Raw genomic sequence first — 21,974 nt, forward strand, 5'->3', positions numbered from 1 at the left:
ACAAATTGTAAAGGTGCAAATGAGGCGGTACGCCCTGTTAGAGCGAGGAGGCCGCAATTACTTGGTTTCGTCCGCTGTCTTTTGCTTTATATAGCGCCTTATCTGCTTTAATTAGGGCATCGCTCAAGGAGGTGGATGGTGTTAATTCTGTTACACCTATGCTTATGGTTACATTACGGGTTTGGCCGTTGATGACCACGGGAGATTCATCGAGCAACTTACGCACTTGCTCGGCGGCAGACATTGCATTGGCTTCATCGGTTTCAGGGTAGATAAAGAGAAACTCTTCGCCGCCCCAACGAGATAACACGTCTTGACCACGTAGCCGACTATTTAGCTTGCCAGCTACACGTTTTAACACTTCATCACCCACTTCGTGACCTAATGCATCGTTAATAGATTTAAATCTGTCAATGTCAGCGAGGGCAATGGCAAAAGGTTTTTTGCTTCTTTGTAATCGGCTGTATTCCTGTTCAAGCTGCTGTTGACCGCCGCGGCGATTAAGCAGGTGTGTCAGGGAGTCATGTAGGGCCTGCTTTTCAAACTTTTCACTTAAAAATACGGCGGTATCGTAACTTTTTTGACGGCTATATTCATAAAATGCAGATAAAAAAGACACCGTTAAAAATGAATAAAGTAAGCGAGTTTTAAATTCATAGGTATAGGTGGTTAGTAAGAGCGCATCATTTGGCGAGAACAGTAACGCCACTATAATGGCGGTAAAACCTGAAAGCGTGAAAAGTCCACGTCTAAACCCCGCGAAAAACATCGTCACTGGAGGCACAGTATAAATCCAAAGTGGGCCTGTGGAGGCATTTCCGCCGGTGATGATTAATGTAGCCATTAGCATCATTAAGCAGGTGATGAGCAAAGTGACAGAGATGATTCTGCCTTTTGCCGTGCCTGAACTCACTTGCACAGCTTGAGAAAGCGCAAATAGAATGCTGGCAATAAAGAGGGTAAACGCCAAGGTGTGGTCTTGCGAGAATAACGCTCTAATGCCTAATACGAACGTAATTGAAGTGCCAACAGCAGAAAACAGATTGATTACAATGATGCGTCGATTTGTTTCATCATCGTAGTGGCGTTTCGTCCCTCTACTGACAAAGTGGTTAATGGCGTTTAGCATACAGGTTTTAACTTCTATCCATATTTGCCGCTATCTCAACCGCCAACTGGCCTATAGCGTGCCGCATTGTTTTAACGCTCGCTTCAAATCCATCACTGCTAAGTGGCAACGTAATATAAAAATGGTCGCTGACGTTGGTTTCATCGATGAATTTTATAAAAAACTCACCTCGCAGAATAATATCGCCATTGTAGGTGGCAATGAAATCATCAATTCGTAGTGTTATGTAGCCGTTCACGTCTTCGGCCCCCATCGCATGGGTAATGAGATCCACATTTTGATTACGCAGCGCGTCACGCAATGACTTAGTAAGGCCTTCCTCTACAGGCTCTGCCCAAAAGTGTTCACTGGCAATGTGAATACCGGTTTCTGAGGTTTGTACTACCAAGCCACGTTGTTTCAAATAATCGGGTAGCACTATTTTATTTAGTATAGCCACTGAGGGCGTCGAAGTTGTGGCCGGGGGCGTCGTCGAGGTATCGTGCAATAAATAATACGATAAGGGCTGACTAGAGGAAGAACAGCCTACAAAGAATAAAGAAACAAACGCCAGCCCAAGTAGTCGAAAAGCGGTGCTTCGCGTGTTAGCAATAAATACACTGTTTATGTGTTTTGACGTCATGTTTATACTCACTTAGCGCTTCGCTTTAGGCTCAATGTCACTGCTGTTCGAATCGGTAAAAATAAGGCTGTTAGGCGATTGATTTAACTTTTGAAGAACGGGTTGCAAGTTTCGCATCGTGTCTTGCATGGCATCTACCGTTTCTTTTATTTCGGTTTTACTCAGGCCACCGTCGCTGTAATTTTTCAGTAAACTGTCAAGACTGACCAGTACTTGATTCAAGTTATTGTTGAGCTGTTTGGCATCAATGTCGGCAATAAGTAAATCGAAGTCGTCACTCGCAGTTTCTACGGATTGTGCGGCAAGTTTCATATCCTCTACGGCAACCAATACATTATCGACCATATCACCAAGTGGAAGCTGATTTATCTTATCTAAAATAGCATCTGCTTTTTGGGTTAGCTGGGTAAATTCATTCGACACCGTGGGAATCACTTCATAGCCGTTAATTCTTGTTATTTCCGTGCTTCCCGTTGGCTTGGCTACGTGTTGTAAGTCCACATAGAGACCGCCTGTAAGTACATTGCCCATTCTTAGTGTGGCACGTAAATCTTTCCTCAGCCAATTTCGCATCGTTTCCTGAATTGCGTACAAGCCTTCTTGGGTATCAGGTTGACGAACCTTTCCTGGGTAAATATTAATGAGGACAGGAATAGGATAGTCGCGCTCTAAAATATTGCCTTCAACGGCAGGAAATGAGTTGATGGCGGTGACATTGCCAATTTCAATGCCACGATATTCTACCGGCGCGCCCACGGTCAGCCCGCGTACACTTTCATCAATGAGTAACAAGTATTCAGCGGCTAACTTATAGCGGGCATTAGACGCTGAGGCGGCATCTTCATATACAGTAAAAAATGCATTATCTACCACTCTTTCTCCCGTGGGAACGCCTTCGGGAATGCCAAAGGTAATACCATTTGCCAATAGCGTTTCTAAACTACCGGTTTGCATCTTAACGCCGCTAGATTCAAGCAGAAGCTTCACGCCACTCACATCCCAAAAGCGGGTATTTTCGGTAATCAGTTTATGATACGGCGCTTCAATAAAGGCATCGTAATACACTACACGTTCTTCAATATTAAATACCGCGTCTTCAAACTCGCCCACTTTAAAACCTTTGTAAATGATGGGGTCGCCGGGCTTATAGGCAAACTCATCATCGCTTTTTAAAATAAGATGAAGTCCAGGGGTGCCTGGTGGGGTAACCGGGGGGCGCTCTAATGCAACAAAGTGCAGTTTTTCTTTGCCTGTATCATCGGCCGACATCGCAATATAACTGCCTGATAAAAGTGTATTGAGCCCAGACACTTCTGAAAAGCTAATGCGAGGGGCAACAACCCAAAATTCAGTATTTTCAGTGAGCAGATGTGCGGCATTTGCATCAATTCTCGCCGTCACTAAAACCCCTTCGAGATCGGGCTTAAGCGTGATCTTCTTCACTTGGCCAATTTCGAGGTCTTTCACCTTTATGGGGGTTTTATTAACCTCAATGCCCGTTGCAGATTGCACCTCTAACGTAATAAGAGGGCCTTGATTCTTCCATTGGTAATACACCATCCAGCCACCGATGAGCACCACCAAAATAGGGATGATCCAAATCCGTGAAATGGAAGTGGTAGATTTAACCTTAGCGTCTTGGGTCATTGTTGTTTTTTCCAGGGCTGCCAGATTAACCGCGAGTCAAATGTCATGGCGGCTATCATTGTTACAAATACCACAGCACAAAAGGCTAGCGCAGCTTGGCCAGGGTATATAGAGAGGGTGTTTCCCATTTGTATTAGCGCGACAAGCACCGCAACCACAAAAACGTCAATCATAGACCAACGACCGATCGCTTCTGTTGCGCGATAGTATCGAACACGTAGTAATTGAGAGTTTGTTTTTTGTCGTTGCACTGAATAATTAAGCCAGGCCAAAATGATAATTTTTGCCACGGGCACGATGACACTGGCAATCAGAATAATCAGTGCCACAGGGTAAGACCCTGACTCCCATAGAGAAATGACACCGCCTATAATGGTATTAGGTGTTTCCTGCCCAAAAAGTTCAGTATACATGATTGGCAGTACATTGGCTGGAATGTAAAGCAAGCAGGCCGTAAACAGGAGTGCCCAGGTTCGCTGGATGCTGGCGTTTGCTTGTGCTTGACTTAAAGGTTTGGGGGAGGGCGCTTCACCTTGACGAAGCCAAAGTGCAAATCGGGTGGTATCAAATTGAGCAATACTGATTGCAGTAAAGGCACTAAAACCAATAAAGGCATAGAACGACATACCAATGGACACATCCGCCAATTCTGTAATTTTAATTAAGCTAACGAGCGTACCCACCAAAAATATTTCGGCCATGCTCCAAGGTAAAAGGGCTTTGACTAGCTGAAACACGCGCGGTAGATAAAAGGGCTTATGATTGTTAAGTTGCGCTAGCGCTAGCACGATTAAACCTATGAGTACGGCGCCGGGTAGCAGTACGGTCGCTAAGCTGGTAATAATAGCTAAAGACAGATAATCGTGTTCTATTAACACGGTAATCCCCGAGGGTAAGTCGATGCTGTGTTTTTGCCCACTGGCCTTAAAGGTGAGAAAATTAAACGGTAACGACAATAGCAAAAACATTAAGGCGCTGAACGCAAACGCTAACACCTTCTCTGTACCGTTATGCTTATAAGCAATGAGCGTGTGATGACAAACAGGGCACACTGCGCGCTGTTTATGCTCCAAAGATGGAATCTTTACTTCGGTATGGCACTGTTCACAGACCAATGCTAAAGAATCATGATTTTTCATAGTATTAATTTACTATGTCCGGCAAATAATATATCAAAGGTATAACACACTGATTTTTAGTGTTTACAGAATAGCGTATTGTGCGTCGGTCGGGAAGTACACGCACTAGCTTGTTGCAAGGCAACATCATAATAAGAATATAAAAATGAAAAATACGGAAACGATACAGCACTTTATTAAACAAAAGAGAAGGCAAGGGGAGCGTTTTGTTACCAAGCGAAATCTTGGTTTAGTGCGCTTTTGGCGCAGCCTCCTATTCCCGCAGCGGTGCTATTTCATTGCGACTGCCATGTTTTTGGCTTTGTTTTTATTTGATTTAGATAGCTTCCTTTATCAGTTTGTTATGTTTAGTTTTGTGCTGGTGGGGTTGGCGAAGGAAGTGTGGCCCAGATTTATGTTGGCGTGGCACAGCTTACCAGGGAAAGCCTTCGTGCTGTTTATCTATGCGGTGATTGCAAATTTTGCACTGGCATCTGCAGGAGGGTTGGTGAATGAGATTACGGGTATCTCGGCCAACGCATTGCCCTATAGTCACAACCTAGCACTGATATTAATGTTGCCCAGCTGGTTTTTTATCACCACGGTAATCGCACTTTTGATGATTACCTTGCTAACGCCCGTTTATTTGTTTTTACTGTTACTGTTGAAACCGATGGGGTTGCATAAACTTTGGCACGCGCCCAATTATCGATTTGTGTTTACCACGGCGTTAGTGCGGTATTTGTGGACGGCGGCACTTTTTTTCAAAGCCATTCTTATTGCTACGCAATTTGGCGTGTTCGGCCAATTCTCATGCATAGACGATCACAGTGTCGTGATAGGAAGTGAGTGTGAACCCGCTAATGAAGTGGTGCTTGTCGGCGATCCCGCTACCGCAGAAACCTCGGCTCCCCTTCAACTGCCCCTTCAGCCTGGCGTGGAAGAAAAAGACCCTAAACACCCTTCGCTTAGTATGGAAAAGATAATCAGTGAGCTGAATGACTCAGAAGATGTTTCTGACGTCGAGCTTGGTGAGCTAATTGTCAATGCAACAAAACGTGCGCAAGCGTTTCGACAAGGACAGTTACTATTATTAGCTGCGTTTATTTACCGCTACGAGGCTGACACCCGCTCGCGCTGCGCACATGTTGAAAACAGTCGAGTTATTGAAATAAATGACTATGAAATTTTGCAAATTACGACAACAGAATCTGAATTAGGCTATGAATACAAAGTTATTCCGTGTGATTCAGCGGCAATAGGGAAAGGTAAAGTCGAAGGGTAGGGGCGTAGACACAACACCCCCTAAATTCACTGGCTGGTTAATTTTGTTATTGATTTTTCGCGTTTTTTGCTCTAGCTTCACCCTATCAAAGGGACTCAATTAAAAGGAATTAAACGTGAAATACGTGTATTTTGCGCTCGTCTTCGCGATGTGGGTGATACAACCTGTCGCAGCTAAAACTCAATTGTTTACGTCGTACTCAAATCAGCTAGACGAAAAAAGCGTGTCTAGCTTTTCTCATATTTCTGTTCACACTAAGCACCTCTTTTCAGCAGCTACCCTCGACGTTGATGCACTCAAAAGATTGCAGAAAGGCGATGCCCTGTTAATGAACCTGCCAGACGAGGCAGTTGAAAGTCAGGTGGTTAATATTGTAAAAGGCGCGAGCGGTTCGCGTCATATTATCCTTCGCTCTTATGTAGGTGGTTTACCGGTATCATCGGTGATCACGCTAGGTGAAAGCGCCATCCGTTTAGAGTTGGTGACCTCACATGGCCTCTTGTCGGGTTTGGGGTCTGAAGCTGGTGTTGTATTGAGCAACCCAAGCGAAGTCTTTCATGCAAAAGGGTTTACTCAAGATGATTTTATCGTAGCGCCTACTATTCAGAATGGTAAAAACACCGTTTTATCCCAAGGTGTTATGTCTGCACAACAAGAACACTCAGCTATAGATGAATCGCTCCAACGTCATGCTTCACAGGACGACGAAGCAATCATGAAAGCCGTCTCAACTGAGACGGGCGAAATTGCTTATATTGATGTGTTATTTGTTTACTCTAACAATGTCACTGACGTCATTGATGATATTCACACTACCATCGACCATTTTATTGCCTATACCAATCAAGCGTTTGAAGATTCAGGTATTTTTGCGAAAGTCAGGTTTAAAGGTTCGGTAGCAGTGGACTATGATTATGCAAATGGCTCTGATGCCTTAGATGACCTTTCTCAAGGTAACCCCCCATTCGAGGAAATTGATGTACACCGCTATCAATTCGGGGCAGATGCGGTGGCGCTGCTCACACCGAATTTAACCGGTGATTCTTCAGCCGGTATCGCATTCCAAAACGGTCATATCAAATATTCCGGTGCAAATAGCATGTACAGCCAGTCTGATGTTGATTCATCGGCGTCTACGTTTGCACATGAACTTGGGCATAACCTTGGTTTAGGGCACTCTCGCCCTCAAGGGGAGACAGGATCAGACTTTGATTACGGTGTTGGGTATCGCATTCCCATCCCAGATGGCGTTGGCTTCAGTACTATCATGTCTTATTGGATTGGCAATACCAGTGAAGTTCCTTATTTCTCAAACCCAGCAAAGCTGTGTGGGGAACTCCCGTGTGGGGTATCTAAAACAGATGCCAACTATGGCGCGGATGCGGTAGCAGCGGTTAATGCAGTGCGCCATATTGTTTCTGCTTACGTAGATGAAAATACGGTTCGCACTCCCTTTGCTGATGCGTTAAGTAATGTCTCAGACAGTAATTTACGACAATGTTTAGAAAGCATGAATCATGAGGGGTACGGTTTCGCTGAACAGCTCACTTCGTTGTGGTGTTATGACCCAGTCACGTCCTTATCGGGGCTAGAGAGTTTTACCAACCTTGATTATATTTCTATTAACCAATTGCAAGCCACTGACCTATCTGCACTCGCCAGCCTTACTAAGCTGACTAACTTGGCCCTTTATGACGTCATCGCCACCGATTTTTCGTCGCTCTCTTCTCTTACTGGGTTAAAACAATTGCGTATTGGTGGGAACAATTTTGACAACGATGCCGCTACCATCTTACAAGACCTACCTCAATTAGAAGAACTGCTTTTAGATAGCGAAAATCTGACTTCACTACCCGATACTTTTGGGTCGGCAACCTTATCAGATGTCACCATTAATGCGCCTATTACTTCGTTAGGCGGCCTATCGAAGGCAAAGGCGTTGCATTACCTTAAAATTGAAAGTGACGGGCTTGGCAGTCTTCCGTCTACCCTTGATTGGCCTATGTTGGAAACGTTAAGGTTATTTGATATCTCCATCGACGATGTGTCTTTTGTTCAAGGTTTTCCCAATCTTACTTCTTTAGAGATTGCGCGCTCAACACTTTCTTCTATTGACGCAATAGCGCAGCTTCATGGGCTAACATCACTTTCCCTTTATGACAACAATATAGACGATATTGGCGCGCTAGCGTCTTTGACAAGCCTGGTTAAGTTGAATATTGCCTTTAACCCAATAACCGACTTTTCAGCTATTGCAGGGCTAGTAAACTTAAAGGAACTAGATGCGGGTACATACTTTGCGGGTAACATTCATAGTTGGGCCGAGTTAAAAGAAATAACCACATTAGAGTCACTTACACTTTACGGTGTTAGTGCCAGTGCCATTCCTTATATCAGTGCGAGCAACTCAACACTCACTTCACTGTCACTATACGACGTGAATGCTGTGGATCTATCTCGTTTTTTTAGCGCGTTTCGATTAAGAAGCCTTTCTTTGTATTCGGCTTCAGATGCTACGTTTTATTGCTGGCAAATTAATTACCTTCGTACACTTCTCTCAGGCAATGCCTATTTAGATTTTGATTGTTCAACAGACGATGACAGCAACGATTTTGACCAAGACGGTATCAGTAACATTGATGAATTATCTGCGGGCACCAACCCTACTGAAAATGATCTGAACCCTTCGGTGATCCAGTTTGATGTATCAAGCCTGACATTTTTTGAGGTGAAAAATACGACATCCTACACGGGTGTGGTAAGACGTACGGGCAACTCTGCATTAACTGCAAGTGTCGACATTGCAACATCAGGTGGCACGGCAACCTTTTACAATGACTATTATGGACCCAACGAAACACTCGAATTTTCAAAGGGCGAGAATGCACTGCAGTTTAGCCTAAACATCTACGATGACGTTAAAATTGAAGGTGAAGAAACCTTTCAAATAACGCTAACAGATGCGGTAGATGCTCAACTAGGTGAGTTGGACACTATCGATGTGAGCATAAACGATAATAAAGATGGAAGTGACTTTGAAGTTGATAGTGGCGATAGTGGTACGCCATCTATCGGTTGGGATACCTTATTTGAGTCGGCCTTTAATCAGAACGGTGCTATTGAAATTGTGCTCAACCGCCCGGTAGGACTTGAGGGGGCATTTTCTGTGGAAATTTCACCCTTAGCGCTTACAGACGCCTCTGAAGATACCTTCACATTAGCGCAAACCAAAATTGAATTTGCAGGTTCAGATTCATTTAGAACGGTTACGTTAAATTATGATGTATTGGAGGATGAATTTGAAAACCGCTATATCGTCTTGCGCTTGGTTAACCCTGAAGGTGTGCTGGTTAACCCAGCAAACGGTGCGTTAACCGTTGAGATAAACAACGAAGAATCTATTCAACGTCAAATTAATTTTGAAAAAGGCTATCAACTGACTTTTGAAAATGACGGAGAATTACAACTAAAACTGGTGAGAAACGCCACCGATAGCGAGTCTCGTACCGTCACAATAGTGACTAATAATGGCACGGCATCGGAAAATGATGACTTTAGTTTGCCTGAGAGCACGGTGACATTTGCGCCGAACGATACCGAAAAATTAGTGACTTTCACCATTCATGATGACGATGAGGCGGAAGAAAATGAATATGTAACATTAAGGTTAGATGGCTTACCTTCAAATTTGTACGGTGATTTTCGAATGACAGTCATTGAAATAACAGATAACGATTCAGAAACTGGTGTGGTGTCTTTTGATACTGCGGCCTCAACAGTAAACGAAGCTGATGGCACTTTTACTATCAATGTGTATCGTGAGGGGAGCATTGCCGGACCTCTTGCGATTGATGTTCGAACGCAAGTAGGGTCAGCTTCAGGCGACGATTTCACCGCCATTGAGCAAGTTGTTTATTTTGAAGAGAATCAGACTATCGCAGAAATACAGGTAGCCATTATTGATGATGCTATCGAAGAAGAAGATGAATCGTTAAGTATTGTTATCGATGCGGATGATAAGCACTTGGGAAGCATAACGACACATACAGTGACTATCGAAGACAACGATGAGGTAACGGGGGTTATCGGGTTCAGTGAAAGTGAGATTGAGGTAGATGAGTCTGCCGGTGAGGTAAGCATAGCATTGACCCGCACTGGCGGTGATTCAGGTGTGAGAGTGGTTACTGTGTATGCCTACGAAAATAATGCCAATTTGAGTGACTTTGCGTTTACCACACAAGAAGTGGAGTTTGCCGATGGTGAAACATCAAAATCTGTGATGGTGTCGATTTCTGAAGACACATTAGAAGAAGGCGCGGAAAACTTTATGCTTGAGATAACCAGCGCTAGTCCAGACGTAGTATCAGCACCGGGCCGAATTATTATTACTATCATAGATAATGATACGACCAGTGATGGCGGTGATGATGATGGCGGCAACGACTATGGCGGTGATTTCAGCGGAGGTAACGATGCCGTTAGCGGCGGCTCAGGTGGCGGCAGCACTAGCTACGGGTTGATCATGCTGATGTTGGTCGTGCTTGTTAGGCAAAGACGTGTAAAAACCTAACTGAATAGGCCGCAACTTTCTCTGCCAGGTTCGATTAACCGAATTCAATCGAATCCTGGCAGTTGCCTAGGTACGTAAACCGGAAGTTGGTTATCTATTACTTAAAGGACCCCATGAGCTAGTTTCTGCCCAAAATATTGTCATTGTTGAGAGTTAGATGCCTGTCTACGTATACGGTTGTAGCTGCCTTTCCCCTGTATTCAGGAAAACGACCCAATCGCGCGTTTTTGTCCTTTGCGTAATTAGCCCTTATTAAGCGTAACCTCTGTACTCTTTGACTTTCAGTAAACTCTGAATGATGGCACTATGGATAAAAACGAGCACATGCTCGGAAGAAAAACGCGCAATTTGCGCACTATTAAATTGTTATGCGCTCAGAAAATTACGCTAGCAATTTGTAACCCTTAAGGTTACAATAAAATCATGATTAAGAGTTTTATACATAAAGGCCTTCAGAAGTTTTACGCTAAAGGAACCACTTCAGGAATTCAGAAAAAGCACGAAAAAAAGCTTCGTCTTATTCTGTCGAATCTCGATCAAGCCGAAACACCTGATGACATGGATTTACCCGGCCTTTATATGCACAAACTCAAAGGTAACAGAAATGATATTTGGTCTGTTCAGGTAAGTGGAAACTGGAGAGTTACATACCGCTTTGTTGGACGAGATGTTGAAATCGTTAATTACGAGGATTATCACTAATGAATATGCATAACCCTGCGCATCCCGGTGAGATACTCAAAGATCTTGTTATTGATGCTCTAGAACTGACTATTACTGATGTAGCGCAACATTTAGATGTGAGCCGTAAAACATTATCGAAAGTTCTTAATGGCAAAGGGGCTATTACCCCAGAGATGGCTCTTCGTCTTGAACTCGTTTTCGGTAAGCCTTCTGCGGCCCATTGGCTTCGTTTGCAAAATGCATTTGATTTGTGGCAAACAAGACAATATCAAAGCTCTTTACATGTCTCACCGTATAATTTGGCTACGGTATAAAACGCGCATAACAAAAAAATCAAGTTCGCCCGCTGCGCGGGCTGGGACTCAAACATGAGGGCTGACTCGCTTCGCTCGGATTTTAGCCCACATGTCCGCGCCCCTTATTTAGAAGTTATTGAATGTCCGTTCATTGTCTTTTGGTGCCAGCCAAAGCTTATTGTAGGTCAACTGTGTACGTGAAGCAGACCTTGGCTCATTAAGATTTTAATGACACGAATGAGGTAATCAACGGTCATGCTACTAATAAAAATTGAATGGCTGCTTTAGCCGAATACCTATGACAAAGCTCCAACATAAAACTGATAATTCGAGACTAATTCTCCGTACTAGAAGAACACACTTCTGCAATGCTATCTAATTGATGCAATACCCCGCACTCTTTAACCTTCTTATCATGATCGCAAGCAGAACGAATTGAAATCAGTGTTTCTTGTAGTACTTTTAATTCAGCTATCCGATGTTCGATATCGTCAACATGCTTATCTATTGTAGTATTAACGTTTTCGCAGCTATTCTCTGGGTTTGCTCGGGTTTCCAGTACTAATTTAATTTCCTCGATTGTCATATCTAATGCGCGACATTGCTTTATAAACAATAACTGCTTCAGTGCATCTTCAGAGTAGCTTCGATAATTCGATGCCGTTCGCTCAGGTGCAGCCAATAGTGATTTACGCTCATAAAAACGAATTGTCTGAATACTTAACCCTGTCTTAGCTGCCAGAAGCCCAATTTTCATTTTAACTTGCCTAAAGCTTGACTCTATACCAAGTATAGAGTTTACACTCGCGTTATAGGTGAGTAAAGCGAGTGTTTTTATGAGTGGTTGTGGGTGCGAAATTGAGATAAAAGACCAAGAACAAAAGGCAGTTCTCTACTGGCTATTGGGCATCAATGCTGTGATGTTTATCATTGAAATGAGTGTAGGGTTACTCGCTGACTCAACGGCACTTATTGCAGACTCCCTTGATATGTTGGCTGACGCAGTCGTTTACGGTGTTGGTATATATGCAGTAGGGAAAACAATTATTCACAAAGCCAATGCTGCAAAGGTAAGTGGATATTTTCAATTGGCATTAGGCCTATTAATTTTGTTTGACATAGCTCGTCGCGCAACCTTTGGAAGTGAGCCTGAATCTATGCTTATGATGAGCATGGGCTGTGTTGCACTTATCGCCAACGTTATATGTTTGGCGATAATCAGAAAACAAAAAAATGGCGAGGTGCATATGCGAGCAAGTTGGATATTCTCTGCAAACGACGTCATTGCAAACATGGGAGTGATATTAGCGGGTTCGATGGTTTATCAATTTGATACTCGTTGGCCTGATTTGGTCATAGGTTTTATTGTTTCTATCGTTGTGTTACGCGGCGCAGTCTTAATTCTAAAAGATGCCAGACAGGAATTCCGTGAAAACAGCTCGACGAATGGAGAGATCGTATGAATTTCACTCAAGCAGCAAAACCTTACATACTTCAAAAACTGAGCGCCGCGCATAAATCCCTTTCGAACAATGACAATAAAGCAGGATTTAAGGCCTTAGAGGATGCTCATGTTATCGGTCAGTACTCAACATACCACCACACACGAGTGCATTATGAAATGCTTAAATTTGGAATAAAACGCCGCGACCTTAAAGAGGTATCTGGGCAAATTTTTAGAATGCTAGGTGCGCTGACTAAAACAGCAATTGGCTTGTTGCCTGAGGGCAATACTGGTGGGGCAAATGTGAGTCCATTCAAGCCAATGCCAATTTCATCTGAAAACAAAGCCATACTGGAAAAGATTAGAAATGCACAGTCATAACCATTCACACTCGCAAGAGAATTCAACCGACGCGTCTAAACGTATTGGATGGGCGTTTTTCTTAAATGTGGTGTTCACTGTTATTGAATTCATTGGTGGATGGCTTACCAACAGCACCGCTATTATGGCTGACGCAGTGCACGATTTGGGTGATAGTCTTTCCATTGGTACAGCGTGGGGATTAAACAAGCTTAGCGATAAAGATTCTAATCAAACATTCTCATACGGCTACAAACGGTTTTCCTTACTCGGTGCATTGATTAACGGTATTGTGCTGACGGTAGGCTCCATTTGGATATTGCTTGAAGCGATACCTCGTTTGGCTGAGCCTGAAATGCCCCAAGTTGAAGGGATGGTTTTATTGTCTATCTTTGGGATGGCAGTAAACGGCTTTGCGGCTTATAAACTGAGTGAGGGAGACTCATTAAATGAGCGAGTCCTCAACTGGCATTTGCTGGAAGACGTGCTTGGTTGGGTAGCAGTATTTATCGTGTCCATCGTCTTAATGTTTAAGCCTTGGCCTGTTTTAGATCCAATCTTATCCATTGGCTTTACTTTGTTCATCCTTTTCAATGTGTTCCGCAATCTCAAAGAAACCCTAATGCTGTTTTTGCAAGCAACGCCCGATGAAGAACAGCTTTCAAAGATTCGAAGCGATTTACTGGCAAACGATAAGGTAAGTGATCTTCACCATTTTCATATTTGGTCTCTAGACGGTGAGCGTAACGTAATGACGGTCCATCTTGTTCTTGATGAAGATGTCAGTCTTGAGCACCTCCAATCACTCAAAGAAAACATACACAGTTCGTTAGAAAAGTATAAATTTGAACATACGACAGTTGAGCTGGAGTTTGCTAATGAACAATGTCGTGACGAAGTGAATTAGGCTTGGTAAACTTTCATACATGAAAAATCTAAAACGCATAAGTTACATCGTGATCTCGCTGATACTCTTTCAGTCGTTTTCTGCTGTGGCGAATTCGTTAGATTTTCATGCAATAGACATTCAGCACTTGCAACACGAGCATAAGCATTCAGAACACAAGCAAGAACAGTCTGAGCTGTCTACCAATGAAACCAGTGATAAAGTAAGTGCAGAGCACCACAATCCTGCTGATTGTCACCATTGCGGCCACTGCCATGGCACACATGCACAATGGGTCAGTCAGAGTCATATCAACAGTCTGAAAACAGTGGTTTCAGTCCACAATTTCAACTATTTAGATGCGGTAATTGACGCACCTATTAACCGATTACTTCGCCCCCCCAAAATTACTTCCTAGTACGTTTTTTCGATAGCACCGCGCTGATAACACTCGCGATGCTAAACATTGATAAATTATTAGGATATTCCAATGAAAATGTTTCCTATTTTCGGGCATGCATCTGCCATTGTGTGCAGTTGCATACTGGGCTTATTACTCAGTCCACCGACCGCTCATGCGGCGAAAACTAACAGATTTGTAGACAAAAGTGTCCAAGCGCCCATACGAGAAACGCTGACTCTTGAGGACGCTATTAGACTAACACTTGCCAACAATCCAAGTTTGTATGAATTTGAATTTAAACAACGTGTTATAGACGGAGAGTCAAAAACGGCAGCGCTTAAACCCGCATTGAATGCAGGGGTTGAATTAGAGAACTTTTTGGGAACCGGCGAGGTATCAGGTCTCAAAGAGCTTGAAGTTACCTTGACATTATCCTCAGTGTTACAGCTCAATGATAAGCCAGCAGCAAGGTTGAATGTACTCTCTGAACGAAGAATACAGCAAGGTGTTGAAAAGCAAATACGCACCTTAGATATCCTCGGTGAGCTTAATCGTCGTTACATCAAAGTACTCGTATTGCAGGCGAACTTAGACGTCATAAAAGATGCAGAGGCACTTGCACTTTATACATTGAATGCCGTAACGAAACGCGTTGAAGCAGGCGCGTCCCCCTTGTTAGAACAAAAACGTGCCCAAGCTGCGCTGGCCCAAGCAAAGCTCGATGTTAATCTAGCTCAACAAGACCATCGATTTGGCCTGCGCAGTTTATCCATCATGTGGGGGGAGCAGGCACCGAGCTTTAAGCGTGTGGAAGGCGATCTTTTTGCTTTTAACAAAGTTGCGTCGTTTGATGCGCTGGCAGTCGCAATCCAAAATAGCCCTCACATTGACCTATACGCTAAACAAAGCCGTGTGCAAGCGGCGCAGCTTCGTTTAGTGCAAGCGAATAACCGCGCTGATATTGAGTGGTCAGCGGGGCTTCGCAAAATGCAAGGTATTGATGAAACCGCACTGGTTGCCGGCGTAAGCGTTCCATTGTTTCAAAAAGAACGAAACCTTGGTGAATATGAAGCAAACAGGGCACGTCTTGACGCAATAGAGCAGCAAAGACAAAGCAACGTTCGCAGCCTATTACATTCAGTTAATCAAGCGTTAGGCGAACATACACGAGCATTGCTAGAGATTGACACACTTCAGCGCAAGGTAATTCCTCCGCTAAAGGGCGCGTTAGATTTAGTCGAGAACGCCTATTTGGAGGGCCGTTTCAGCTACTTGGAATGGGTAACTACTCGACAAGAATTTCTGGCAACCCGCCTGACATTAATAGAGGCGGCGTCTCAAGTGCATCTGAGCAAAACAGAAATTGAAACGCTCACAGGTCTCGCGCTGACGACTGATCATAGTGATGACTCAGTGCCCTCAAGCCACCAAAACAATTGGCAGCAGTCATCTAACATTTCGATAAGAAGTCATGATTATGAATAAATTCGCAATACAAAAAGTACTTATTTCTATCTTCACCCTTAGCCTTTATAGCCTAACCGCAATCGCAGAAGGTAAACACAGTGATGTAAGTTCCAGCGATCAAGACAATCACGCAGGTGAAGTCGTAAGAATGAGCAATGAAACAGCAATTCAGAATGGTATTTCTGCAACTCCCGTGCTCGCACGCGATATTGCGTTAACGAGTACGCTTTATGGGCGAATTAGTGCAGACCCCGCCTCACTTAGTCATATAAGAGCACGGTTTGACGGTGTTATTAAAGATGTAAAAGTCAACATTGGCGACTCCGTTAAGAAAGGTGATATTTTAGCGGTTGTTGAGTCCAATGAGAGTTTAAAAAGTTATTCCATCACGTCACCTTTTGATGGCAATGTGATTGCGCGACATGCGAATAATGGTGAGTTATCAAACGGGCAAGTACTTTTTTCGTTAGCTAACTATAAAAACGTATGGGCACAGCTGACCGTTTTTTCACAAATGCTTAGCAGCATCAAGGTTGGACAGTCAGTTGAACTAAGCCACGCAGGTTTCAACCAAACCTCCAAGATTGCTTACATTACGCCTTCAACTGATGGCAATCCACACTCTCTTGCCAATATAGCTGTCGACAATAGTACTGGATATTGGCCACTCGGTACGCTGGTCAAAGCACAAGTTAAGACGTCAACTAAGTCAGTAAGTCATTCGGTTCCTCTATCTTCTGTGCAAGAGTATGAAGCCAAACAAGTTGTTTTTGTGGTTGAGGGTGATGAGTATGCGCCCAGAGCGGTAGAGCTTGGTGTCTCAGATGGTCGCTATATCGAGGTCATCAGTGGCCTTGAAGCAGGCGAACGCGTCGTGGCTTCCAATAGTTACATGATCAAAGCAGATTTGGAAAAATCGGAGGCAGGCCATGATCATTAACGCCTCACCACATAAAATGTTTTCCTGCCAATTGGCGTGTAGTTTTAAGGGAGGCTTATGATGCTAGCTTCCATTATTCGCACCGCAATCGAAAAGCGCGGCATTTTTCTTATGCTTTGTTTTTTGATAATTGGCTTTGGCTTATTCAGCTATCAAAAGCTGCCTATTGATGCCGTACCCGATATCACTAATGTTCAGGTACAAATCAACACACAAGCTAAAGGCTATTCACCGCTTGAAACCGAACAGCGCATCACCTTTTTGGTAGAAAACGTCTTGGCAGGTTTACCAAACTTGGACTACACACGTTCACTATCGCGCTATGGTTTGTCTCAAGTGACAGCCGTCTTTGAAGAAGGCACGGATCTCTATTTTGCCAGAAATCTCATAAACGAACGGCTAGGCATTATCAAAAGCCAATTACCCGATGGTATTGAGCCTGAGATGGGGCCGATTGCCACAGGTTTGGGTGAAATCTACATGTACACGCTTAGCGCGAAGCCCGGCACAGTAACTGCCGATGGCAGAAAGTTTGACGCAATGGCGCTTCGTGAGCTGCACGATTGGGTGGTGAAACCTCAACTGGCCTTGGTGAAAGGGGTAACAGAGGTTAATGCTATTGGCGGTTTTACCAAACAATATCATGTGAAGCCTAACCCTCAACTTATGCTCAATTACGGCGTTAGTACTGACGATTTATTGCGGGCATTAGAGCGAAATAACGCTAATCAAGGTGCTGGGTACATTGAACGCAACGGCCAACAAATACTAGTACGTTCACAAGCGAGACTATCGAGCATTGGCGACATCGGTAACGTGGTGGTAACGCTTACAAACCAATCTCCCGTTACGGTAAATGACATTGCAGAGGTCGCCATCGGTAAGGAGCTTAGAACGGGCGCTGCAACACGAGAAGGTCAAGAGACGGTGTTGGGTACAGCGATGATGTTAATAGGCGAAAATAGTCGAGCTGTTGCGCTAGACGTGGCTGATAAAGTGGATGAAATCCAAACAAGTTTGCCAGAGGGCGTGGTTATTCAAAGTGTTTATGATCGCACTGCACTGGTAGATAAAGCCATCAACACAGTGCGAAAAAACCTGATTGAAGGCGCATTGCTGGTTATTGTCGTCCTATTTTTACTGCTGGGCAACATACGAGCTGCCATCATCACCGCTGCTGTCATCCCTCTTGCTATGCTTGCCACGATAACAGGTATGGTAAGAACGGGCGTAAGCGCGAATTTAATGAGCTTAGGCGCGTTAGATTTTGGACTGATTGTCGATGGTGCAGTTATTATTGTGGAGAACTGTATTAGGCGGTTAAGTGAATCGCAGCGGCGAACGGGTGCAATACTGCCTCTCAGAGAACGTCTGGAAGTCGTATTTGAGGCAACGAATGAAGTGATACGGCCGAGTCTTTTTGGCGTGATGATAATCACGATTGTGTACATTCCTATCTTTAGCTTAACAGGTGTCGAAGGGAAGATGTTTCACCCAATGGCGGCTACGGTAATATTGGCATTGTTAGCGGCAATGGTATTTTCAATCACCATTGTGCCCGCAGCCGTTGCTATGTTTATGTCAGGCAAAGTCAGTGAAAAAGAGAGTCCAATAATCACTGGGGCTAAATCAGTTTACCGCCCTGTATTGGAGTGGGCATTAAAATTACGATGGTTGGTAGTAGGTGCAGCAACATTGCTCGTAGTTATCAGTGTTTGGTTTGGGATGCGCCTAGGCTCTGAATTTGTGCCGCAACTTGATGAGGGTGACATCGCCCTTCACGCAATGAGAGTGCCCGGCACGGGAATTGAGCAAGCTGTCGATATGCAAAAACGGCTTGAACAAGTCATTATGCAGTACCCTCAGGTAAACACCGTGTTTGCAAAAACGGGTACTGCTGAGGTGGCTACTGATGCTATGCCACCCAACGTTACCGACACTTTTGTCATGTTAAAACCAGTTGATCAATGGCCAAACCCTGCATTATCGAAAGCGGAATTTGTCGAACAATTGGAGCGCGATCTTCAAAATGTACCCGGTAATAACTATGAGTTTACGCAACCCATACAGATGCGCTTTAACGAATTGATTAGTGGCGTAAGAGCAGATTTAGGGATCAAGATATATGGTGATGATCTGGATAAGCTGCGGGATTCAGCTAGTGATGTTTTAGCCGTATTACAATATATTCCGGGCGCTGCTGATGCACGAGTAGAGCAAGTAGATGAGATCCCCATCTTCACGGTGAACCCGAAACCTTATGCGCTGGCGCGTTACAACTTAGACGTAACTGACTTGCAAACGTGGTTAAGTGCATCCGTTGGCGGCAAAGAAGCTGGTTTGGTATTTGAAGGCGACAGACGCTTTGAGATTGTTGTTCGTTATCCTGAAGAGATTCGCAGTGATTTAGAAGCGCTGAGAAATATCCCAATCATGACCAATGATGGTGAGTATGTGCCAATCGCCGAGGTGGCTGAGCTTGAATATACCAATATACCCAGTCAGATAAGTCGAGAAAACGCAAAGCGCCGTATCGTCGTCACAGCAAATGTGAGAGATCGTGATTTAGGCTCTTTTGTAGATGATGCTAAAGAGCAGATCGCAGCCAATGTGGTACTGCCAAGTGGCTACTGGATAAGTTATGGCGGTACGTTTGAGCAATTGGAAAGCGCAAGTCAGCGACTGAGTTTGGTTGTGCCCGCAACGCTTTTTCTGATCCTTGCATTACTTGTGATTGCATTCGGCTCAGTCAAAGACGCCATGATAATTTTTACAGGCGTCCCTTTGGCATTAACTGGCGGCATCTTTGCACTTTGGATCAGAGATATGCCTCTTTCAATATCCGCAGGGATTGGTTTTATCGCGCTCTCTGGTATTGCTGTATTGAATGGACTGGTGATGCTGTCTTTTATCAGGCAGAGGATGGAAGAAACTGGCGAGTTAGTAAACTCGATTATTGATGGAGCAATGACTCGCTTGCGGCCAGTACTGATGACCGCGCTAGTGGCGAGCCTTGGTTTTGTGCCCATGGCGCTTAACGTAGGTACTGGCGCAGAGGTGCAGCGACCTCTGGCAACCGTGGTCATTGGTGGGATCATATCCTCGACCTTGTTAACTCTGGTTGTACTACCTGTACTCTATAGACTAGTTCACAATAAGGTGAATTAACAGCACTGGGGCATTTGGGTTTATAAATCAATGCCCCGGATTTACTTACCCCTTTGACGATCATTCGACTTCTTTTGACAAAATGCGGAGGTAGCTCGTAAATCGCTTTGTAATAAAAATTTGGAGTTGTAAGATTGGTTATCAATTGTAATATTTAACATTCGGCTTTTGGAGGCGTATTCTGTGGACTATTGTGGTCTGAACAACTTCTTTATGCCACTGAGGAATCAGTCAGAATAAAGCATATTAACTTCCGCTTATGGTAAATATCGAAATCAAGAGCAGAGAGCCCTGAACGTCCGCTTCTTGTCTAAAGCGGCCCACAGCAGCGCGATTGATTACGCTTATAGCTGTCTCCCAGATGAAGGTAAAATCGAATCGCCGAAGCGGTAAAATCAGATATTTACTACTGCCACTTAAAAGAAAAAGCTCGCTATAAAGATAGCGAGCTTTTTTGTATTTCAGGTGTACTTTTACTTCGCTTCTTAGAAGCTAGCGTTGCCCGGTGTGCGTGGGAACGGAATAACATCACGTACGTTTTGCATGCCAGTGACGTAAGCAACAAGGCGCTCAAAACCAAGACCAAAGCCTGAGTGAGGGACGGTGCCGTAACGACGCAGATCGCGATACCACGCATAGTCTTCTTTAGATAAGCCCATTTCATCTAGGCGCGCATCAAACACATCTAGGCGCTCTTCACGCTGTGAACCGCCAATGATTTCACCAATGCCGGGTGCCAATACGTCCATTGCAGCCACGGTTTTACCGTCGTCATTAATGCGCATATAGAAGGCTTTAATGTCTTTGGGGTAGTTCTGCATGATGATTGGCGCGCCAACGTGCTCTTCGGCTAGGTAACGCTCGTGTTCAGATGAAAGGTCGATGCCCCATTCAACCGGGAATTCAAATTCTTTTCCGCAGTTTTGAAGGATTTCGATAGCATCGGTGTAATCCATACGAACAAAGTCTGAATTTACCAGTTTTTCTAAACGCTCTACGGCGTCTTTCTTAATACGCTGGGCAAAGAATGCCATGTCGTCAGGCAGTTCTTCAAGTACGGCTTTACATACATATTTCAGCATGTCTTCAGCAAGTTGCGCCACATCTTTTAGTTCAGCGAACGCCACTTCAGGCTCAATCATCCAGAACTCAGCTAAGTGACGAGAAGTGTTTGAATTTTCTGCACGGAACGTTGGCCCAAAGGTATACACCTTAGACATCGCAGTACAGTAGGTTTCAACGTTGAGCTGACCTGATACTGTTAGGTAGGTTTCTTTACCGAAAAAGTCTTCGGAATAATCAACATTACCTTTGTCATCAAGAGGAAGGTTCATCATGTCGAGTGTCGACACTCGGAACATTTCACCTGCGCCTTCTGTGTCGCTCGCCGTTAAAATAGGCGTAGAGATCCAGTAGTAACCTTTTTCGTGGAAGAAACGGTGAATGGCCTGCGACAAACAGTTGCGTACACGGGTAACCGCGCCAATCACATTGGTACGAGGGCGCAGGTGTGCGTATTCACGCAGATATTCAATACTGTGGCGCTTAGCGGCCATAGGGTAGGTGTCTGGGTTCTCTACCCAACCCACAATCTCAACGTCGGTGGCATCAATTTCAAGGGCTTGGCCTTGTCCTTGAGACTCTTTTACCGTGCCTGTTACCGTTAATGAGCAGCCCGCAGTCAGGCGCTGAATATCGGCGTAATTAGACAGAGAATTCAGTGCAATGACTTGAACAGGATCAAAGCAGCTACCATCGTGAAGTGCTACAAATGATAACCCCGCTTTAGAGTCACGGCGTGTTCTTACCCAACCTTTTACGGTTACCGATTCGCCAACGGCGTACTTGCCTTTAAGTACGTCAACTACGGGCGCATGCGTCATGTTATTTTCTCCGTCTTACTGATTTTATGCTGTTATCTGTCATAGTGACATATCCAACAACAATGTGCCTAG

The 21,974-nt window shown here is 44.3% G+C and carries 17 protein-coding genes; 11 read left to right on the forward strand and 6 right to left on the reverse strand.

All coding sequences use genetic code 11. From position 1 onward, the window contains the following. Window positions 1-37 precede the first annotated feature (37 nt). Genes EP13_RS06735 through EP13_RS06750 form a run of 4 tightly spaced genes read right to left on the reverse strand, consistent with a single transcriptional unit; the run spans window position 38 to window position 4,537 of the window. Window positions 38-1,129, reverse strand: a complete 1,092-nt coding sequence (locus tag EP13_RS06735; RefSeq protein ID WP_044056636.1) for a GGDEF domain-containing protein — start codon at window positions 1,127-1,129, stop codon at window positions 38-40. Between the two features lie 7 nt (window positions 1,130-1,136). Further along, a complete protein-coding gene (locus tag EP13_RS06740) occupies window positions 1,137-1,751 on the reverse strand; it encodes a PqiC family protein (protein ID WP_156026737.1) in 615 nt (204 codons plus the stop codon). A 12-nt stretch (window positions 1,752-1,763) separates the two neighbouring features. Then, window positions 1,764-3,398, reverse strand: coding sequence for an intermembrane transport protein PqiB (gene pqiB / locus EP13_RS06745; RefSeq protein ID WP_044056637.1), 1,635 nt, complete (start codon window positions 3,396-3,398; stop codon window positions 1,764-1,766). Beyond that, complete coding sequence (locus EP13_RS06750) at window positions 3,395-4,537, reverse strand: paraquat-inducible protein A (protein ID WP_156026738.1); 1,143 nt, start codon at window positions 4,535-4,537, stop codon at window positions 3,395-3,397. The genes pqiB and EP13_RS06750 overlap by 4 nt, the downstream gene beginning before the upstream one ends. Before the next feature lie 145 nt (window positions 4,538-4,682). On the opposite strand from EP13_RS06750, the gene EP13_RS06755 reads away from it, so the two are divergent. From EP13_RS06755 to EP13_RS06770, 4 genes are all read left to right on the forward strand, one after another. Continuing rightward, the gene (locus EP13_RS06755) at window positions 4,683-5,801 is read left to right on the forward strand and encodes a hypothetical protein (protein ID WP_044056638.1); all 1,119 of its coding nucleotides are present in this window, start codon (window positions 4,683-4,685) and stop codon (window positions 5,799-5,801) included. A gap of 115 nt (window positions 5,802-5,916) precedes the next feature. Further along, complete coding sequence (locus EP13_RS06760; RefSeq protein WP_044056639.1) at window positions 5,917-10,371, forward strand: Calx-beta domain-containing protein; 4,455 nt, start codon at window positions 5,917-5,919, stop codon at window positions 10,369-10,371. Between the two features lie 423 nt (window positions 10,372-10,794). Beyond that, on the forward strand, window positions 10,795-11,073 hold the full coding sequence (locus EP13_RS06765; protein WP_044056640.1) for a type II toxin-antitoxin system RelE/ParE family toxin: 279 nt from the start codon (window positions 10,795-10,797) through the stop codon (window positions 11,071-11,073). Next, complete coding sequence (locus tag EP13_RS06770) at window positions 11,073-11,369, forward strand: HigA family addiction module antitoxin (protein ID WP_044056641.1); 297 nt, start codon at window positions 11,073-11,075, stop codon at window positions 11,367-11,369. The genes EP13_RS06765 and EP13_RS06770 overlap by 1 nt, the downstream gene beginning before the upstream one ends. A gap of 316 nt (window positions 11,370-11,685) precedes the next feature. On the opposite strand, the gene cadR is transcribed toward EP13_RS06770, so the two are convergent. Next, complete coding sequence (gene cadR, locus EP13_RS06775) at window positions 11,686-12,108, reverse strand: Cd(II)/Pb(II)-responsive transcriptional regulator (protein WP_014951210.1); 423 nt, start codon at window positions 12,106-12,108, stop codon at window positions 11,686-11,688. Window positions 12,109-12,187: 79 nt separating this feature from the next. Between cadR and EP13_RS06780 the strand changes: the two genes are divergently transcribed. The 7 genes from EP13_RS06780 to EP13_RS06810 all read left to right on the forward strand — a co-directional run bounded on the left by EP13_RS06780 (window position 12,188) and on the right by EP13_RS06810 (window position 20,019). Next, window positions 12,188-12,814 (forward strand): cation transporter, encoded by a 627-nt coding sequence (locus EP13_RS06780; protein WP_044056642.1) that lies wholly within the window; start codon window positions 12,188-12,190, stop codon window positions 12,812-12,814. Next, complete coding sequence (locus EP13_RS06785) at window positions 12,811-13,176, forward strand: DUF3703 domain-containing protein (protein ID WP_044056643.1); 366 nt, start codon at window positions 12,811-12,813, stop codon at window positions 13,174-13,176. The genes EP13_RS06780 and EP13_RS06785 overlap by 4 nt, the downstream gene beginning before the upstream one ends. Then, a complete protein-coding gene (locus EP13_RS06790; protein WP_044056644.1) occupies window positions 13,163-14,062 on the forward strand; it encodes a cation diffusion facilitator family transporter in 900 nt (299 codons plus the stop codon). Before EP13_RS06785 ends, EP13_RS06790 begins: the two co-directional genes overlap by 14 nt. 19 nt (window positions 14,063-14,081) lie before the next feature. Beyond that, a complete protein-coding gene (locus tag EP13_RS06795) occupies window positions 14,082-14,459 on the forward strand; it encodes a hypothetical protein (protein ID WP_044056645.1) in 378 nt (125 codons plus the stop codon). A 72-nt stretch (window positions 14,460-14,531) separates the two neighbouring features. Further along, a complete protein-coding gene (locus EP13_RS06800; protein ID WP_044056646.1) occupies window positions 14,532-15,929 on the forward strand; it encodes a TolC family protein in 1,398 nt (465 codons plus the stop codon). Continuing rightward, window positions 15,922-16,851 (forward strand): efflux RND transporter periplasmic adaptor subunit, encoded by a 930-nt coding sequence (locus tag EP13_RS06805; protein ID WP_044058805.1) that lies wholly within the window; start codon window positions 15,922-15,924, stop codon window positions 16,849-16,851. Before EP13_RS06800 ends, EP13_RS06805 begins: the two co-directional genes overlap by 8 nt. A gap of 60 nt (window positions 16,852-16,911) precedes the next feature. Further along, window positions 16,912-20,019 (forward strand): efflux RND transporter permease subunit, encoded by a 3,108-nt coding sequence (locus tag EP13_RS06810; RefSeq protein WP_044058806.1) that lies wholly within the window; start codon window positions 16,912-16,914, stop codon window positions 20,017-20,019. A gap of 485 nt (window positions 20,020-20,504) precedes the next feature. Here the strand turns inward: EP13_RS06810 and asnS are convergent, their stop codons facing one another. Next, window positions 20,505-21,902 carry an asparagine--tRNA ligase gene (gene asnS, locus EP13_RS06815; protein WP_044056647.1) on the reverse strand — a complete coding sequence of 466 codons (1,398 nt, stop codon included), beginning with the start codon at window positions 21,900-21,902 and terminating at the stop codon, window positions 20,505-20,507. Window positions 21,903-21,974: the final 72 nt, after the last annotated feature.

It is taken from the genome of Alteromonas australica, assembly GCF_000730385.1.
Classification (GTDB): Bacteria; Pseudomonadota; Gammaproteobacteria; order Enterobacterales; family Alteromonadaceae; genus Alteromonas; species Alteromonas australica.

Bases quoted from the DNA above. Each gene is read 5' to 3' on its own strand.
- EP13_RS06735 (WP_044056636.1), bottom strand. From the start codon at position 1,129: ATGCTAAACGCCATTAACCACTTTGTCAGTAGAGGGACGAAACGCCAC.
- EP13_RS06740 (WP_156026737.1), bottom strand. From the start codon at position 1,751: ATGACGTCAAAACACATAAACAGTGTATTTATTGCTAACACGCGAAGC.
- pqiB (WP_044056637.1), bottom strand. From the start codon at position 3,398: ATGACCCAAGACGCTAAGGTTAAATCTACCACTTCCATTTCACGGATT.
- EP13_RS06750 (WP_156026738.1), bottom strand. From the start codon at position 4,537: ATGAAAAATCATGATTCTTTAGCATTGGTCTGTGAACAGTGCCATACC.
- EP13_RS06755 (WP_044056638.1), top strand. From the start codon at position 4,683: ATGAAAAATACGGAAACGATACAGCACTTTATTAAACAAAAGAGAAGG.
- EP13_RS06765 (WP_044056640.1), top strand. From the start codon at position 10,795: ATGATTAAGAGTTTTATACATAAAGGCCTTCAGAAGTTTTACGCTAAA.
- EP13_RS06770 (WP_044056641.1), top strand. From the start codon at position 11,073: ATGAATATGCATAACCCTGCGCATCCCGGTGAGATACTCAAAGATCTT.
- cadR (WP_014951210.1), bottom strand. From the start codon at position 12,108: ATGAAAATTGGGCTTCTGGCAGCTAAGACAGGGTTAAGTATTCAGACA.
- EP13_RS06780 (WP_044056642.1), top strand. From the start codon at position 12,188: ATGAGTGGTTGTGGGTGCGAAATTGAGATAAAAGACCAAGAACAAAAG.
- EP13_RS06785 (WP_044056643.1), top strand. From the start codon at position 12,811: ATGAATTTCACTCAAGCAGCAAAACCTTACATACTTCAAAAACTGAGC.
- EP13_RS06790 (WP_044056644.1), top strand. From the start codon at position 13,163: ATGCACAGTCATAACCATTCACACTCGCAAGAGAATTCAACCGACGCG.
- EP13_RS06795 (WP_044056645.1), top strand. From the start codon at position 14,082: ATGAAAAATCTAAAACGCATAAGTTACATCGTGATCTCGCTGATACTC.
- EP13_RS06800 (WP_044056646.1), top strand. From the start codon at position 14,532: ATGAAAATGTTTCCTATTTTCGGGCATGCATCTGCCATTGTGTGCAGT.
- EP13_RS06805 (WP_044058805.1), top strand. From the start codon at position 15,922: ATGAATAAATTCGCAATACAAAAAGTACTTATTTCTATCTTCACCCTT.
- EP13_RS06810 (WP_044058806.1), top strand. From the start codon at position 16,912: ATGCTAGCTTCCATTATTCGCACCGCAATCGAAAAGCGCGGCATTTTT.
- asnS (WP_044056647.1), bottom strand. From the start codon at position 21,902: ATGACGCATGCGCCCGTAGTTGACGTACTTAAAGGCAAGTACGCCGTT.